This window comes from Pseudomonas sp. CFBP 13710 (assembly GCF_014842235.1).
GTDB classification, from domain to species: Bacteria; Pseudomonadota; Gammaproteobacteria; order Pseudomonadales; family Pseudomonadaceae; genus Aquipseudomonas; species Aquipseudomonas baltica.
The window spans coordinates 13,491-29,014 of the sequence record NZ_JACYVJ010000009.1 but is presented as its reverse complement, the minus strand read 5'-3'; the positions used below and the strand labels follow the sequence as shown (position 1 = coordinate 29,014).

Sequence of the window (15,524 nt, the reverse complement as noted above, 5' to 3'; positions counted from 1 at the left end):
TGGCATGTCCCAAACACATGCAGATCTTCAGTGTGAGCGTCCAGTTATGCAACTCAAACAAAGCTTTACTTCATCTAAGGACACCCTCATGAAAATTGGCATTCTAGGAACCGGAAACATCGGCAAAACACTGGTTGTGCGTCTGAGCGAAGCAGGACATGACGTCAAGGTAGCCAATTCTCGAGGTCCTGACTCCATCGCTCCAGAACTGCTGGCGTCGGGTGCTCGAGCGGTAACGACCGAAGACGCACTGGTCGATGTTGAGGTCGTCATCCTGTCCATCCCTCTCAACCGCCTGCCTGGGATCGCCCCGCTTATCGCTAGTCTTCCGGCAGAGACGGTCGTGATCGACACCTCGAATTATTATCCTTTCCGCGACCAGAAGATCGATGCCATTCAGCGCGGCCAGGTAGAGAGTCTGTGGGTCACAGAGCAACTAGGCCGCCCGATAGCCAAAGCGTGGAATGCAATCGGATCGGCCTCGCTGGCCAAAAAAGGAAAGCCTGCCGGAGCAGCCGATCGGATCGCCATTCCGGTATCAGCCGATCGCGATCGTGATCGCGATGTGACCATGTCATTGGTCAATGATACGGGGCTGGACGCCGTTTACGCCGGTCCGCTGGCGGACTCCTGGCGCCAGCAGCCAGGGGCGCCTGTCTATTGCACGGATCTTTCGAACGCAGAAATCGAGCCTGCCCTGAAAGCCGCTGAGCGCGAGAGATTGCCAAAGCGCCGTGATCTGGGCGTAGCGGTTATGCAAGAACGGCTAGGAGATGGGACAACCAACCCCGACGAGGACTGGGGCGTGCGGCTGGTTCGGGCCATCAATATGTAAGCCTGGTTTCTGCGCCGGGTCGGGTACTCAATGCTGCAAGATCTTCGACAGAAAGCTGCGAGCACGATCGGAGCGGGGCGCGCTGAAGAACTCTTCGGATTTCACGTCCTCGATGATTTCGCCGCCGTCCATGAACACGATGCGGTCGGCGACCTTACGGGCGAACCCCATCTCGTGGGTGACGCACATCATGGTCATGCCTTCGCCTGCCAGCTCTACCATCACATCCAGCACTTCGTTGACCATTTCCGGGTCCAGCGCCGAGGTGGGTTCATCGAACAACATGGCGATGGGGTCCATGGCCAGGGCGCGGGCAATGGCGACTCGTTGCTGTTGGCCACCGGACAGCTGAATGGGGTACTTGTGCGCATGGGCCTTGAGGCCCACGCGCTCCAGGAGTGCCGTGCTCTTGTTGGTGGCGGTGGTGACATCGCGCTTGAGCACCTTGATCTGCGCCAGGTTGAGGTTCTCCACGATAGTCAGGTGCGGGAACAGCTCGAAATGCTGGAAGACCATGCCCACTCGGGCACGCAGTTTCGGCAGGTCGACACCGCGGCCGGTGACGGGTTGGCCGTCAATCGAGATCTGTCCTTCCTGCACCGGCTCCAAACCGTTCACGCACTTGATCAGGGTGCTCTTGCCCGAGCCGGACGGCCCGCACACGACCATCACCTCACCGCGCGACAGCTGGGTCGTGCAGTCTTTCAGGACCTGGAAATCGCCGTACCACTTGCTCAGGTTTTTCATCTGGATCATGCGGTTCTCTCCGTGCTTCTTTTCAGGCGTTTACTGAGCCGCGACAGCAGGTAGCAGATCACCAGGTACACCAGGGCCACGAACAGGTACAGCTCCACCAGGCGTCCGTCGCGCTGGGCGAATTTGCTGGCTGCGCCGGTGAAGTCCGCGATCGACAGCACGTACACCAGCGAGGTGTCCTGAAACAGGATGATGGTCTGGGTCAGCAGCAACGGCAGCATGCGCCGCAGCGCCTGCGGCAGGATTACGTAAAGCATCGCTTGCGACGGGCGCAGGCCCAGGGCCTGGGCTGCCTGCTTCTGGCCGCCGGAAATACTCTGGATGCCGCCGCGGATGATTTCGCTGTAGTACGCCGCTTCGAACATGCAGAACGTCACGAAGGCAGTCATCACCGGGCCGATCTGCACGGGGCGTTCGGTGTGGAACGTCATCTGCAGCAGCAGCGGCATCAGAAAGTAGAACCAGAAGATCACCAAGACCAGCGGAATGCTGCGCATGACCGTGACGTAGCCCAGGGCGAAGCCGCGCATCACGCGGTTGCCGGATAAGCGCATCAGTGCCAGCAGGGTGCCGACCACGATGCCCACCGACATCGCCACAAGCGTCAGCAACAAGGTGAACTTCAGGCCGTTCCACAGTGCGGGCATGGCTCGCACGATGACACTGGGGTCTAGATCGAACATGACTTACCTCGTCGCGCCGCGAACGGCCAGGGAGCTTTCGATACGACCCATGACGAACGTCATCAGCAGTGAAATGGCCACGTAGATCACCGTTGCCGCGGTAAAGGCTTCAAAGGTATTGAACGAGTATTCGCTGACGTTGCGTGCTTGCGCGGTCAGCTCCATCAAGCCAATGGTCAACGCCACCGAAGAGTTTTTCAGGGTGTTGAGTGCCTCGGACGTCAGCGGCGGGAACACCACGCGGATCGCCTGCGGCAGCAGTACGTTCAGGTACATCTGGGTGGGCCGCAAGCCGAGGGCGAGCGCCGCGCCGCGCTGGCCGTAGGCGACCGACTCGATGCCCGCCTTGAACAGCTCGGAAAGCTTGGCCGAGGTGAACAGGGTCAGGGCCACGACGGCACTGAAGAAAGACGGGTAGGGCAGGTCTTGCTTGAGGTAGTCGCCCCAGGAGAGGGGTAGCAGTTCGGGGACCACGAAGAAGCAGATGAACATCTGCACCAGCAGTGGGATATTGCGGAACACCTCGGTATACAGGTTGCCCAGCCATACCAGCGGGCGCACCGTACTGGTACGCAACGTACCCACCAAGCCGCCAATCAGAAACGCCAGGGTGAACGCGAGGAGGGTGGTCGCCAGGGTCCAGCTCGTGCCGGTGACCAACCAATGCAAATACGAGGCGGATTCTCCGGGAGCAAAATCCCAGAACACGCTCCAGTTCCAGTTGTAATCCATGCCAACACCAACGTTCAGGGAGAAGCACTGCATGCAGCCAGGCGCGCAGCGGCGCGGCGCATGTGCGCCGCGTCACTGCCTGGCGTGAAGGGGGCGGGTCAGACGCCGGTGTCGTTCGGGTTGGCGATGGCTTGCTTCAATGCATCGCTCATCGGCAGGTTGATCGTGGCGTTTTTCGGCGGGATCGGCTGCTGGAACCAGGTCGGGTACAGCGTATCGATCACACCGGTGCTGTACAGGTTGCGCAGCACATCGTCGGCGAAGGTCTTGAATTGAGGATCGTTCTTGCGGATGCCGATGGCGTAGGGTTCGGCCGACATCGGCTCAGGCAGCAAGGCGTAGGCGTCCGGGCTGCGGCTTTGCGCGATGGTTGCCATCAGTTGCACGTCGTCGTTGATATAGGCCACGGCGCGGCCGGTTTCCAGCATCAGGAAGGCTTCGCCGCCGTCCTTGGCGTTGAGGATTTTCAAGCCCAGCTGTTTTTCGCGGTCCAGGTTCTTGGTGATCCACTCGCCGCTGCCACCGGTGATCACGACTACCGACTTACCTTTCAGATCGGCCACGCTGTTGATGCCAGCGGTTTTCTTCACGGCGTATTTGGCGCTGGCGATGTAGCTGGTCAGCAGGAAACCGATCTGCTTCTGACGCTCGACGGTGTTGGTGGTAACGCCGCACTCCATGTCGATGGTGCCATTGATCAGCAGCGGGGTACGGGTGGCGGCAACGACCGATACGTACTCGGTCTTGAGGTTGGGCTCACCGACCTTGACCTTGATCTGGTCGACGATTTTCTTGCACAGCTCGATGCTGTAGCCGATAGGCTGCTGGGCGTCGTTGAGATAGGAGAAAGGCAGCGACGCATCGCGGTAGCCCAGCGTGACAGTGCCCACTTCCTTGATCTTTTTCAGTGTACCGGTCAGTTCTTCAGCCTGCGCAGCGCTGGCGCCCAGGCAAACCGCGACAACCAGGGCAAGCAGCTGTTTCTTTTGATCGAGCATGTAGATCTCCGATGTTGTTATGGCAGCTTTGGCACAACGAAAAGCGATAGCGTCAGCGCAGGGCCGAAAGCGCTTCGCGAATGGCAACGACAGCTTTGGTTATCTGTTCGCGTGAAGTGGCAAATGACAGTCGGAAGTACCCTGGCATGCCGAACGCCGCGCCCGGCACGACCGCGACACCGGCGTGATCGAGCAGGTAGGCCGACAGTGCTACGTCGTCCTCGAGCACCTGGCCTTGCGCCGTGATGCGGCCGAACAACTGGCTGCATTCCGGAAAAGCGTAGAACGCACCGGCCGGCGCGCTCAGGCGCAGGCCCGGGCATTGGCTCAGGCCGTCTACCAGCAGCTTGCCGCGCTGGGCGTATTCCCTGGCGCAACGGCTGACGAAATCCTGCGGGCCTTCGAGCGCTGCGCGGGATGCTTCCTGGCTGATGGCGCTCGCGCCAGACGTGCTCTGTGACTGGATCTTGCTGATGGCGGCGATCAGACCTTTGGGGCCTGCGCCGTAGCCGATACGCCAGCCCGTCATGGCGTAGGCCTTGGCCACACCGTTGATCAGCAGGGTGCGTTCGCGCAGGTGCGGGCAGGCGCGGGCAAATGACACGAAAGGCTGGTCGGCGAGCAGCACGTGCTCGTAGATTTCATCGGACATCACCAGCACATTGGGGAAGTCCTCCAGCACCTTGCCCAGTGCCTGCAACTCGGCTTCAGAGTAGATCGCCCCGCAGGGGTTGGACGGCGAGTTGAGAATCAGCCAGCGACTCTTGTCGTTCAACGCGCTTTGCAGGGCCTGCGGCGTAAGCTTGAAGCCTGCATCGATGCCACAGGGAATGATCCGTACCACGCCGCCGTTCAAGGTGACGATGTCGGAGTACGACACCCAATAGGGCGCGGGTATGACCACTTCGTCGCCGGGCTCGAGCGTTGCAACGAAGGTGTTGTAGATCACCTGCTTGGCGCCATTGCCGACGGTGATTTCGTCAACGCTATAAGTCAGGCCGTTGTCGCGCTGAAACTTGGCGACGATGGCCTTGCGCAAGGGCAGGGTGCCCTGCGGTGCGGTATAGCGAGTGTGCCCGTCGAGCATCGCCTGATGCGCGGCCTCGATGATATGAGCAGGGGTGTCGAAGTCGGGTTCGCCCAGGCTCATGTCGACGATGTCGCGACCCTCACTGGACAGCTGCTTGGCACGCATGGAGATGACCATGCTGGGGGACGAGGAGATTTGGCGGACGCGTTCGCTTTCAAAATTCATGAAAAACAGCCTTCCTTTGGTCGTGCGCCAGGGCCTTTGAGACATCCTGTCGTTCTAGTTGTAGGACGTAGTATGACACGGGCGACGCCCTCTGCAATCGCTCAAATGCCTAAAAGTTCAGTGCGTTGAAAAGGGCGCTGCGAACGTCACGCGAAGCTCTCAAACGTTTAATTTGCGCGGTCTATTCATCAGTGTGCTCGATTCTTCTCGCCGCTCATTTGACCAACGCGTGCTCCGCGCGCACCGAGTTCATGAACGCCTGCATCGCTGAGGATTGGATGCGATGGCGTCGGGTGATGAGCCCGAACGGTGGCAGGCGTGCTTCGAACTTGATTGGCAACACCGCCAGCAGATGTCGTCCGGGATAGTCCTCGACCACCGACACCGGGGTGACGCCGAGCATGTCGGTCTGCTGTACCAAGGACAGCAAGGTCATGATCGAGGTGGTTTCGACGATGCTGCTGGGGATGTCCACGCGCGCGTTGTGAAACACCTGATTGATGATCGAGCGCATCGGGCTGGGGTGTTGTTGCAACACCCAGGTCATGTTCTGCAACTCGGCCCAACTCAGCTGTTTCTCCTTGGACAAAGGATGTTGTGCGCCGGCGATCACGCACAGGGCTTCCTCACCCAGGCTGTCGAACAACAGTTCTTCGGCCCTGGCGCCGGCCGGAATCCGCCCCAGCACGATGTCCAGTTGATCCTGCAACAGCGCCTGCACCAGCACGTCGCTGGTGTCGACCTGAATGCTCATCGACAGGCGAGGGTGGCTTTGTTTCAAGGTGGCGATGGTGCGGGTCAACAAGCCCGAGGCCAGTGCCGGAATCGCACCGACGGCGACCCGGCCGAGGTTGCCCGATTCCAGCGCCACCAGTTCCTCGCGCATGCCGCTCAATTCAGCGAAGACCATGCGCGCGTAGTAAGTGACGGTTTCGCCGAACGGCGTAGGGCGCATGCCGCGTGGCAGGCGCTCGAAGAGTTCGACACCGAGCAGATCCTCGGCCTCGTGCAGCATCTTGGTCGCGGCGGGTTGAGTCATGCCGATGTGATCGGCGGCGCGGCGCAATGAACCGAATTCCTGCAGCGTCAGCATCAGCCGCAGTTGGCGCAGGCGCAGGCGGCCGTGGATCACGTTGGCATCAGGAATTCGGGTCATGGGCCGGGCTCGCGAAAATGAACTGCGGCAAGCCTGACAACAAATGCCAGGCGTTGCCAGCACGGCGTGTCACAGCACCGATTTTGCCTTCGGCAATTGGGATTTGCGCAGGCCCAGCACGGTTTGCAGCGCTTTGGAGATCAGCGGCCAGAACAGCATCAGCAGAGCCGCCGTGGTCAAGCCGCCCACCAACGGGTTGGACCAGAAGATGCCGATGTGACCGTCCGAGAACAGCATCGACTGCCGGAACGCATCTTCCGCCTTGTCGCCCAACACCGCTGCCAGCACCAGCGGCGCAATCGGGTAGCCCAGCTTCTTGAACAGGTAACCCAGGGCGCCGAAGCCCAGCATCAACACCACGTCGAAGAACGAGTTGTGCACCGAGTACGCGCCGATGGCGCAGACCATGATGATGATCGGCGCGATGATCGAGAACGGAATGCGCAGGATCGAAGCGAACAGCGGCACGGTGGCCAGCACCACGATCAGACTCACCACGTTGCCCAGGTACATACTCGCAATCAGCCCCCAGACAAAGTCATGCTGCTCGACGAACAGCGTCGGCCCGGGGTGAAGGCCCCAGATCATCAGGCCACCGAGCATCACTGCCGCGGTTGCCGAGCCGGGAATGCCCAGGGTCAGCATCGGCAGCAGCGCGCTGGTGCCTGCCGCGTGGTCGGCGGTTTCCGGGGCGATCACGCCTTCGAGTTCACCCTTGCCGAAGTTTTCGCGGTTTTTCGAGAAGCGCCGCGCCAGGCTGTAGCTCATGAACGAGGCGGCCGTCGGCCCGCCCGGGGTGATGCCCATCCAGCAACCCACCAGGGTGCTGCGCACGATCGTCCACCAGTATCGCGGCAACTTGGCCCAGGTGCGCAGGATGACCATCGGTGTGATACGCGCATGTTCGCCGCGAAACACCAGGCCTTCCTCGACAGTGCAGAGAATCTCGCCGATGCCGAACAGGCCGATCACCGCCACTTCGAAGCTGATCCCGGTCATCAGGATCGGTTGGTCGAACGTCAGGCGCAGGTTGCCGGACACCGTGTCCATGCCGACGGCAGCCATGGCGAAGCCGATCATCATGGCGACCACGGTTTTCAGGGGTGGATTCTTGCTCATGCCGATGAACGTGCAGAACGCCAGCAGATACACCGCAAAGAACTCCGGCGAACTGAAGGACATGGCGAACTCGGCGATGCGTGTCGACAGGAACGTCAGCAGCAGGACACCGGCAAGGGCACCGATGAGCGCCGAGCTGAAGGCGGCGGTCAATGCTTCTGCCGCGCGGCCTTCGCGGGCCATCGGGTAGCCGTCGAAGGTGGTCGCCACCGATGACGGCTCGCCGGGTATGTTGAACAGAATCGAGGTGATCGAGCCGCCGAACAGCGCACCCCAGTACATGCACGACAGCAGAATGATCGCCGACACCGGCGACATGGTGAATGTCAGCGGCAACAACAACGCCACGCCGTTGGGCGCGCCGAGACCGGGTAACACCCCCACCAGAATACCCAGCAGCACCCCGATCACCATCAGGCCGATGTGGCCCGGGGTCAGGATCAGGTTCATGCCCTGCAACAAGGAATCGAATTCGCTCATTTGAAATATCTCACGGTCTGGGCAATCCATTCGCCCAACGGACCGCCATCCAGCGGGACCTTGAACCACAGCGCAAAGATCAGGTAGCTGGCAAGCACTGCACCGAGGGAGATGCCTGCGATCTTCCATTTGCTGTAGGGCGTGGCGCGTGCCTTGTCACTCCACATGAACCAGGCAATGAAGCAGGCCGATGACACGTAGATGCCCACCAGCGGCATCGCGCCGACGAACAGGGCAATCGGGATGAACACCGACAACACCTGGCCAAAGGCGCTACGGCTGACGAACGCAACACTCAGGGCTTTCCAGCGCACCAGGGTCAACACCCCGTTGCCCAGGCTGGCGGCGCTGAGCAGCAGGCCAATGTAGAAAGGAAAGTAACCCGGCTCGGGGCCGGAGTCGCCCCAGCCGATACCCTGTTCGACGCTGCCGAACATCACCACCACGCCTATCAGCGTGGTGAAGAGAGTCAGGCCAAGTTCGACCCAGCGGGTGCCGACCAGCGCCGGTGAATCCGAAGAATGGGACATGAAACACCTCCAGCAGATGACGGCCGTACGTAGGCGGACGGCCGCAGGCGACTCAGTTTTTCAGCCAGCCGGCTTCCTTGAACACCGGTGTCACGCGGGCGGTGTCTTTTTCGATGTAGGCGGTCAGCGGCTCGCCTTCGAGGAAGGTCGGTACCAATGCGTTCTGCTTGACGTAGGCCTTGAACTCCGGCGTCTCGGTGACCTTGCGCATCAGTTCGACATAGAACGCGCGCTGTTCGGCAGTGACGTCGCCTGGCATGAACACGGTGCGCGGGAAGCGATATTGATCGATGCCCAGGCCTTGTTCGTAACAGGTCGGCACGTCGGCCCAGGATTTGTCGCCGGCCACTTTGTCGGTGTAGGTCATGCGTTCTTTACTGAACACGCACAGCGGCTCGATCTGATCGCCGCGCCATTGGCTGATGCTTTCGCTGGGGTTGTTGACGTTGGCGGCGATGTGCTTGCCGGCCAGTTGGGTCGCGGCTTCGCTGCCACTCTTGAACGGGATGTAGACCAGCTTGCTGTTGTTGGTCTGGTTGAGCAGCAAGGTCAATGTCTGGTCGACATCCTTGGATTGACTGCCGCCCATGCGCATTTTCGCAGGGTCGGCCTGGGCCGCCTGGTAGAAGCCTTTCGCGTCTTTCCATGGCGCGTCCTTGTAGCTCCACAGAATGAAGTCATCCTCGGCGACGGCCGCCACGGGCGTCAGTTCCTGCCATTGGTAACCGAGCTTGGCCACCAGTGGCAGCAGGTAGATGTTGTTGGTGCCGATCACCAGTTTTTCCGGATCGCCCTTGTTCATCTTCAGGTCGAGAAACGCTTCGGCGCCATTGCCGCCGCCCTTGTTGAGGACGATGGTGTTGACGTCGAGCAGCTTGTGCGTGGAGATGATCGACTGAATCAGGCGCCCCAACTGGTCGGTGCCGCCACCAGGGCCCCCCGCGACGACGATTTCGACATTCTTGTCCGGTTGCCAGGCCGCCGTGGCGAGCGCTGGAAGAGCGCCGGCAGCGGCCAGGGAGCAGCCGAGCATGAGAAGGGATGTGCGACGGACGAATGCATTTCGCATGGAAAGAGCCTCGTTTTCTTGTAGTTGTTATAAGTGACTTGTCTGAGCGGTCGAACCGCAAGCCTGGAGTGAGTGTGGGAAGGTGCAAGCTCCGCGTCTAGTCAAAACAATACATACACCGATAACCAGGGGTTATAGCTAGCCCCGCACTAAGCTGCGCAGCAGGGTGTAAGTGCCGGTCCAGAGCCATTTCATAAGAAAGTCCGGTTCGCCGCAACCCATCTGCAGACCTGCAAAAACCCCGTTGAGATAACTCCAGGCTATCGCTCTATTCCAAGTTTTGATTGGACGGTTATCGGGGAGCCTTCGATAGTGCACACCAACGCCGTGTTTTGCGGTGGATTGCACCCAGAAGAACGATCAATCAAAAGAACAATAAATCACCAATGAGGTGCGCCATGGCCGAGCTGTGGAACGGTCCGATCATCGATGCCCATCATCATTTCTGGGATCCTGCGATCAACTCCCATCCGTGGCTGGCAGCCGATGCCAGTGTCGCGTTCCGCTATGGCGATTACAGCGCGATCAAACGCAGCTACCTGCCCGACGATTACCTCGCCGATACCGGTACTCACCAGGTCGTGCAGACGGTGTACATCGAATCGGAATGGGACCCGCAGGACCCGGTGGGCGAAACCCGCTTCGTCGAACAACTCGCCCGCCGCTACGGTTTGCCCAATGCAATCGTCGCGCAAGCCTGGCTGGATCATCCCGAGGCCGCCGCCGTACTGGCCGAGCAAGCCTCCTACAAATGCGTGCGCAGCGTGCGCCACAAGCCTGGAGGCCCGACCACAAGGACGCAGGTCGGGCACGTCCGCAGCCTGATGAGCGACGAGCGCTGGCGGCGCAGTTATGCCGTGCTGCAAGGGCTGGGCTTGCATTTCGACCTGCAGACACCGTGGTGGAATCTGCATGAGGCGGAATGGCTGGCGCGGGATTTTCCGGGCACCACGCTGATTCTCAACCATGCCGGCTTGCCCAATGACCGCAGCGCCGAAGGCCTGGCCGCCTGGCGCCTGGCCATGGCGCGGCTGGCCCAGTGGCCGAACGTGCAGGTGAAGGTGTCAGGCCTCGGCCAGCTGCGCCAGGCGTGGCGGGCCAAGGACAACGCCTGGATCGTGCGCGAGGTGATCGCGATGTTCGGCACCCACCGCGTGATGTTCGCCAGCAATTTTCCGATGGACAGCCTCTGTGGCTCGTTCGATGTCATCTACAACGGTTTCAAATCCATCGTTGCCGATCTGCCACTGGCCGATCAGGAGCGTTTGTTCTACAGCAATGCGCAGCGCGTCTATCGCTGCGAGCCGGGCACCCTTGACCGGACACGGCCTGAACCCTTGAGGAGTGAAGCATGAACAAGACATCCATCGCCATGGTCCTTGGCGACCCGGCGGGCATCGGCCCGGAACTGATCGCACGGCTGCTCGCCGAGCCCTCGGTGCGCAGCCAGGCCAACGTGATCCTGATCGCCGACGAAGCGGAAATGCAGCGCGGCATGCGCATTGCCGGAATGGAATTTCCCTACCGCCGCGTGGAGTCGCTCGAACAGTTGTCGTTCGTCGATGACACGCCGCTGTTGTATGACTTCCGCGGCGACACGCTCGGCGAGTTCGCCCGCAGTGAAGCCAGTGTCATCGGCGGTCGCTACAGCCTCGACACCCTTGAACAGGCGTTGCGCTTGACCGAAGCCGGCACTACCAACGCCGTGCTGTTCGGCCCGTTGAACAAGACCTCGCTGCACATGGCCGGCATGGCCCACAGCGATGAGCTGCACTGGTTCGCCGAGTTGCTGGGCTTCGATGGGCCGTTCTGCGAATTCAACGTGCTCGACAACCTGTGGACCTCGCGCGTGACCTCGCACGTTGCCCTGGCCGACGTGCCGGGCCTGCTCTCGCAGACCAGGGTGATCGAAGCGATTCAGCTGATCGACACCGCGCTCAAGCGCAGCGGCCTGGCAAAGCCGCGCATCGGCGTCTGTGGGCTGAACCCGCACAACGGCGACAACGGCTCGTTCGGTCGCGAAGAGCTGGACATCATCGGCCCGGCAGTGCGTTCGGCGCAGGCCATGGGCATCGCCGCGGAAGGCCCGTATCCGGGCGATACGATTTTCCTCAAGGTCCAGGGCGATGCCAGTGCCTTCGACGCGGTGGTCACGATGTACCACGACCAAGGACAGATCGCGATCAAACTGATGGGCTTCTCCCGCGGCGTAACGGTGCAGGGCGGCTTGCCGATCCCGATCACCACCCCGGCCCACGGCACCGCGTTCGATATTGCCGGGCAGGGCAAAGCCAATGTCGGCGCCATTCGCCAAGCGTTCGAAATTGCCTGCCGGATGGGCGGGCAACAGCTACTGAACACGACTCGACAATTACAAGAAACCGGCAGCGCAAGGAACCTGAATCCATGAAAATCAAAGCCATCCGTACCCGCGTTTTCGAGTGGAAAGGCAAAGTCGTTCCGCCCCAGGCGCACTTCTGCACCAACGCCAGTGACATTCTGTTCGAGCGCGGCGACGCCATGGGCTCGTTCCGTTTCCACGGCTGGCTGGTGGTGGAAGTGGAGACCGACACCGGTCTGGTCGGCATCGGTAACTGCGCCTTGGCGCCACGTGTGGCCAAGGAAATCATCGACACCTATCTGGCGCCGATCGCCATAGGTGAAGACCCGTTCGACAACGAGTACATCTGGCAGAAAATGTACCGCCAGAGCCACGCCTGGGGCCGCAAGGGCATCGGCATGGCGGCGATCTCGGCAATCGACATCGCGATCTGGGACATCATGGGCAAGGCGGTCAACAAACCGGTGTTCAAACTGCTGGGTGGCCGTACCAAGGAAAAGATCTGGACCTACGCCTCCAAGCTCTATGCCAATGACAACCTCGACCTGTTTCTCGAAGAGGCTCAGGGCTATTTGAACCAGGGCTTCACCGCGCTGAAAATGCGTTTCGGCTATGGCCCGAAAGACGGCCCGGCCGGCATGCGCAAGAACATCGAACAAGTGCGCGCCCTGCGTGAACTGGCCGGCCCCGACGTCGATATCATGCTCGAGTGCTACATGGGCTGGACCCTGGAATACGCCCGACGCATGCTGCCCAGGCTCGCCGAGTTCGAACCGCGCTGGCTCGAAGAGCCGGTCATTGCCGACGACATCGAAGGCTACATCGAGCTGAAGAAGATGGGCATCATGCCGATCTCCGGCGGTGAGCACGAATTCACTTCCTACGGTTTCAAGGACTTGCTCGAACGCCGTGCGATCGACGTGATCCAGTACGACACCAACCGTGTCGGTGGCATCACCGCTGCCCGCAAGATCAACGCCATGGCCGAAGCCTGGTCGGTGCCCGTCATCCCGCACGCCGGGCAAATGCACAACTATCACCTGACCATGTCGACCACGGCGTCGCCGATGGCCGAGTTCTTCCCGGTGTTCGATGTCGAGGTCGGCAATGAACTCTTCTATTACGTGTTCAAGGGCGAGCCACAACCGGTCAACGGCTACATTCAGCTCGACGACAATACCCCGGGTCTGGGCCTGGAAATCTCCGATGAATACCTGAGCGACTTCAACATCATCGAGTGACCCTTTGGCGCCGCTTGCGGGCGGCGCCAACCATGACGTTCCGGAGGCCACACATGCGTCTGATTCAATTCGAAAACACCGACGGGGGACGCCAGGTTGGCGTTGTCGAGGGCGCCCACGTCCAGGTGGTCAATGATACCCGCACGACCCGAGAGCTCGCTCTGGCGGCCATTCGCGGTCACCACGGCCTGGCCGATGAAGTGGCCGCCCGTGGCACGCGACCGGGTCCGGACTATGCGCAGTTGTTGCAAGAGCGCCGCGTATTGCCGCCGCTCGATCACGAAGACCCTGCGCATTGCCTGATCAGCGGCACCGGCCTGACTCACCTGGGCAGCGCTTCGGCGCGCGACAAGATGCACCAGCAAGAAGGCGCCGTCGAAGCCGGCATGACCGACACCATGCGCATCTTCAAATGGGGCCTGGAAGGCGGCAAACCGGCAGAAGGCCAAGCCGGCGCGCAACCGGAATGGTTCTACAAGGGTGACGGCAGCATCGTCGTGCGGCCGGGGGCCGATTTCCCTGTTCCACCCTTCGCCGAAGATGCCGGCGAAGAACCGGAACTTACCGGGCTGTATGTGATTGGTGAGGATGGCCAGCCGTACCGCGTCGGCTATGCCCTGGGCAACGAGTTCTCCGACCATGTCATGGAGCGGCGCAACTACCTCTACCTTGCCCATTCCAAATTACGCTTCTGCGCCTACGGTCCGGAACTGCGCGTGGGTGCATTGCCAGCGCATCTTGCCGGCACCAGCCGCATCATTCGCAATGGCCAAACGCTCTGGGAAAAGGAGTTTCTCAGCGGCGAAGACAACATGTGCCACAGCCTCGCCAACCTTGAATTCCATCACTTCAAATACGCGCAGTTCCTGCGTCCGGGCGATGTCCACGTGCATTACTTCGGCACCGCGACACTGTCGTTTGCCGACGGCGTGAAAACCCAGCCGGGTGATCGCTTCCAGATCAGCCTTGATGCGTTTGGCGCACCTCTGGAAAACGGCATCGGCGAAAGCGCCGAGCCTTTGGCGATCGGTCAGGTGAACGCGCTCTGATCGCACTATATAAGCAAGCCGTGCACGCTCCTGATGAACCGAGATGTTCACGTTTTATCAGGGCTTGCACTCATGCGACAAAGTTCCGCGCCGATAAGGTTATACAAGATCAATAACTCCACACCTTGCGGATGCGCCCCTCATGCTGCACACCATTCAAACTCGCTATACCGCTACTTTCGTAGGCTTCGTTCTGCTCGTCGCGGTGCTGACGGCGATAGGGGTCAATTACTTCATCACGCCCAGCCTTACAAGCACCGATGAACGCAAGTTGGTCACTGAGGCAGGGGAAATCAGTGCCGTCATCAAGCGCGAGTTGGCCCGGGTGCAGGCGCAGCAGCGGGTGATTACCGAGACGGTTGCGCAACTGGACAGCGACAGTATCGACCGCCTGCTGCCCAGCATGGTCAACCAGTATGGCGAGTCGAAGGTATTCGGCGGAGGTATCTGGCCGCTTCCCGATAAACGTACCGTGGGCCGGGCCAAGCACAGTACGTTCTATCACCGCGATGCCAGCGGCAAGTTGATAGTCAACACGCACTGGAACTCGCCTGAATCTAAAAACTACTTTGAGCAGTCCTGGTACCTCGGTGGGCTCAAGGCCCCTGCGGGGCAGTGCAACTGGGCCTCGGCCTACCAGGACGATGCCAGCCCGGAGCCGCGCACCAACTGCGCGATGGCCATTACCAAGGACGGCGCCGCCTATGGCGTTGCGACCATCGATGTGACGCTGGGCTTCTTCAATGAGCTGATCGCGCAGAAAGAGCGTGAGATCAACGCGCAACTGATGATCGTCGAGAGCGACGGCAAAGTCCTGAGCAACCAGCCGGAGATTCCAGGCAACAACGTACTGAAGAATCTCGGCGACCTGGCTGGCCAATACCCCTTTGCTGCAGCATTGCAGGGTCTGCTGAAAACTCCCGGTGCCACGCGTTCGACGTTCATCGGCAGCGAGGGCAAGGAATACACCTTGTTCCTGATGCCCGTCGAAGGCACGCCGTGGCAGATGGCGGTAGCCCAACCCAATGAAGTGCTGACGGCGCAAAGCAGCCATGTGCTCAAGACCCTGGCGATGCTGCAGATCCCGATGGTGGTGATCATGCTGCTGGTGATCGTGTTCGCCCTCAGGCAACTGATGAACCGTTTGGCGGTGCTCAAGACCAACATCGATACGTTGTCGGCCGGTGATGCCGACCTGACCAAGCGCATCGTCATTCGCGCCGAGGACGAAGTTGGCGCAGTGGGCCACTCGATCAACCGCTTCATCGTCTATTTGCAGA

General features: G+C 60.7%; 14 protein-coding genes and 1 pseudogene. 6 read left to right on the top strand and 9 right to left on the bottom strand.

The genetic code is table 11. The features are described from left to right. Nucleotides 1–4 precede the first annotated feature (4 nt). Nucleotides 5–835 (top strand): NADPH-dependent F420 reductase, encoded by an 831-nt coding sequence (locus tag IFT44_RS17235; RefSeq protein ID WP_342214296.1) that lies wholly within the window; start codon nt 5–7, stop codon nt 833–835. A 27-nt stretch (nt 836–862) separates the two neighbouring features. On the opposite strand, the gene IFT44_RS17230 is transcribed toward IFT44_RS17235, so the two are convergent. The 9 genes from IFT44_RS17230 to IFT44_RS17190 form a co-directional block, all read right to left on the bottom strand. Beyond that, the gene (locus IFT44_RS17230; RefSeq protein ID WP_192176289.1) at nt 863–1,591 is read right to left on the bottom strand and encodes an amino acid ABC transporter ATP-binding protein; all 729 of its coding nucleotides are present in this window, start codon (nt 1,589–1,591) and stop codon (nt 863–865) included. After that, nucleotides 1,588–2,274, bottom strand: a complete 687-nt coding sequence (locus tag IFT44_RS17225; RefSeq protein ID WP_122713884.1) for an amino acid ABC transporter permease — start codon at nt 2,272–2,274, stop codon at nt 1,588–1,590. Before IFT44_RS17225 ends, IFT44_RS17230 begins: the two co-directional genes overlap by 4 nt. Nucleotides 2,275–2,277: 3 nt before the next feature. Next, nucleotides 2,278–3,006, bottom strand: a complete 729-nt coding sequence (locus IFT44_RS17220) for an amino acid ABC transporter permease (protein WP_122794977.1) — start codon at nt 3,004–3,006, stop codon at nt 2,278–2,280. 98 nt (nt 3,007–3,104) lie between these two features. Beyond that, a complete protein-coding gene (locus IFT44_RS17215; protein ID WP_185794370.1) occupies nt 3,105–4,004 on the bottom strand; it encodes a transporter substrate-binding domain-containing protein in 900 nt (299 codons plus the stop codon). A gap of 52 nt (nt 4,005–4,056) precedes the next feature. After that, complete coding sequence (locus tag IFT44_RS17210; protein ID WP_192176288.1) at nt 4,057–5,259, bottom strand: pyridoxal phosphate-dependent aminotransferase; 1,203 nt, start codon at nt 5,257–5,259, stop codon at nt 4,057–4,059. Nucleotides 5,260–5,473: 214 nt separating this feature from the next. Next, nucleotides 5,474–6,415 carry a LysR family transcriptional regulator gene (locus IFT44_RS17205; protein WP_122476272.1) on the bottom strand — a complete coding sequence of 314 codons (942 nt, stop codon included), beginning with the start codon at nt 6,413–6,415 and terminating at the stop codon, nt 5,474–5,476. A 69-nt stretch (nt 6,416–6,484) separates the two neighbouring features. Beyond that, nucleotides 6,485–8,014: a tripartite tricarboxylate transporter permease gene (locus IFT44_RS17200; RefSeq protein ID WP_122476270.1), complete on the bottom strand. Its 1,530-nt coding sequence runs from the start codon at nt 8,012–8,014 to the stop codon at nt 6,485–6,487. Further along, nucleotides 8,011–8,544, bottom strand: a complete 534-nt coding sequence (locus IFT44_RS17195) for a tripartite tricarboxylate transporter TctB family protein (protein WP_192102397.1) — start codon at nt 8,542–8,544, stop codon at nt 8,011–8,013. The genes IFT44_RS17200 and IFT44_RS17195 overlap by 4 nt, the downstream gene beginning before the upstream one ends. A gap of 52 nt (nt 8,545–8,596) precedes the next feature. Next, the gene (locus IFT44_RS17190; protein ID WP_192152391.1) at nt 8,597–9,613 is read right to left on the bottom strand and encodes a tripartite tricarboxylate transporter substrate binding protein; all 1,017 of its coding nucleotides are present in this window, start codon (nt 9,611–9,613) and stop codon (nt 8,597–8,599) included. 398 nt (nt 9,614–10,011) lie between these two features. On the opposite strand from IFT44_RS17190, the gene IFT44_RS17185 reads away from it, so the two are divergent. From IFT44_RS17185 to IFT44_RS21420, 5 genes and pseudogenes are all read left to right on the top strand, one after another. After that, entirely contained in the window at nt 10,012–10,968 is a 957-nt protein-coding gene (locus tag IFT44_RS17185; protein ID WP_192176287.1) for an amidohydrolase family protein, read from the top strand. Next, nucleotides 10,965–12,023: a 4-hydroxythreonine-4-phosphate dehydrogenase PdxA gene (locus IFT44_RS17180; protein ID WP_192176286.1), complete on the top strand. Its 1,059-nt coding sequence runs from the start codon at nt 10,965–10,967 to the stop codon at nt 12,021–12,023. Before IFT44_RS17185 ends, IFT44_RS17180 begins: the two co-directional genes overlap by 4 nt. Further along, nucleotides 12,020–13,195 (top strand): L-rhamnonate dehydratase, encoded by a 1,176-nt coding sequence (locus IFT44_RS17175; protein ID WP_192176285.1) that lies wholly within the window; start codon nt 12,020–12,022, stop codon nt 13,193–13,195. The genes IFT44_RS17180 and IFT44_RS17175 overlap by 4 nt, the downstream gene beginning before the upstream one ends. A gap of 53 nt (nt 13,196–13,248) precedes the next feature. Further along, nucleotides 13,249–14,244, top strand: coding sequence for an AraD1 family protein (gene araD1, locus IFT44_RS17170; RefSeq protein ID WP_192058000.1), 996 nt, complete (start codon nt 13,249–13,251; stop codon nt 14,242–14,244). Nucleotides 14,245–14,386: 142 nt separating this feature from the next. After that, nucleotides 14,387–15,511 (top strand): annotated as a pseudogene (locus tag IFT44_RS21420) (HAMP domain-containing protein); the annotation flags it as partial. Nucleotides 15,512–15,524 lie beyond the last annotated feature (13 nt).

Bases quoted from the DNA above. Each gene is read 5' to 3' on its own strand.
- IFT44_RS17205 (WP_122476272.1), bottom strand. From the start codon at position 6,415: ATGACCCGAATTCCTGATGCCAACGTGATCCACGGCCGCCTGCGCCTG.
- IFT44_RS17180 (WP_192176286.1), top strand. From the start codon at position 10,965: ATGAACAAGACATCCATCGCCATGGTCCTTGGCGACCCGGCGGGCATC.
- IFT44_RS17225 (WP_122713884.1), bottom strand. From the start codon at position 2,274: ATGTTCGATCTAGACCCCAGTGTCATCGTGCGAGCCATGCCCGCACTG.
- IFT44_RS17195 (WP_192102397.1), bottom strand. From the start codon at position 8,544: ATGTCCCATTCTTCGGATTCACCGGCGCTGGTCGGCACCCGCTGGGTC.
- IFT44_RS17200 (WP_122476270.1), bottom strand. From the start codon at position 8,014: ATGAGCGAATTCGATTCCTTGTTGCAGGGCATGAACCTGATCCTGACC.
- IFT44_RS17215 (WP_185794370.1), bottom strand. From the start codon at position 4,004: ATGCTCGATCAAAAGAAACAGCTGCTTGCCCTGGTTGTCGCGGTTTGC.
- araD1 (WP_192058000.1), top strand. From the start codon at position 13,249: ATGCGTCTGATTCAATTCGAAAACACCGACGGGGGACGCCAGGTTGGC.
- IFT44_RS17190 (WP_192152391.1), bottom strand. From the start codon at position 9,613: ATGCGAAATGCATTCGTCCGTCGCACATCCCTTCTCATGCTCGGCTGC.
- IFT44_RS17185 (WP_192176287.1), top strand. From the start codon at position 10,012: ATGGCCGAGCTGTGGAACGGTCCGATCATCGATGCCCATCATCATTTC.
- IFT44_RS17220 (WP_122794977.1), bottom strand. From the start codon at position 3,006: ATGGATTACAACTGGAACTGGAGCGTGTTCTGGGATTTTGCTCCCGGA.
- IFT44_RS17235 (WP_342214296.1), top strand. From the start codon at position 5: ATGTCCCAAACACATGCAGATCTTCAGTGTGAGCGTCCAGTTATGCAA.
- IFT44_RS17230 (WP_192176289.1), bottom strand. From the start codon at position 1,591: ATGATCCAGATGAAAAACCTGAGCAAGTGGTACGGCGATTTCCAGGTC.
- IFT44_RS17175 (WP_192176285.1), top strand. From the start codon at position 12,020: ATGAAAATCAAAGCCATCCGTACCCGCGTTTTCGAGTGGAAAGGCAAA.
- IFT44_RS17210 (WP_192176288.1), bottom strand. From the start codon at position 5,259: ATGAATTTTGAAAGCGAACGCGTCCGCCAAATCTCCTCGTCCCCCAGC.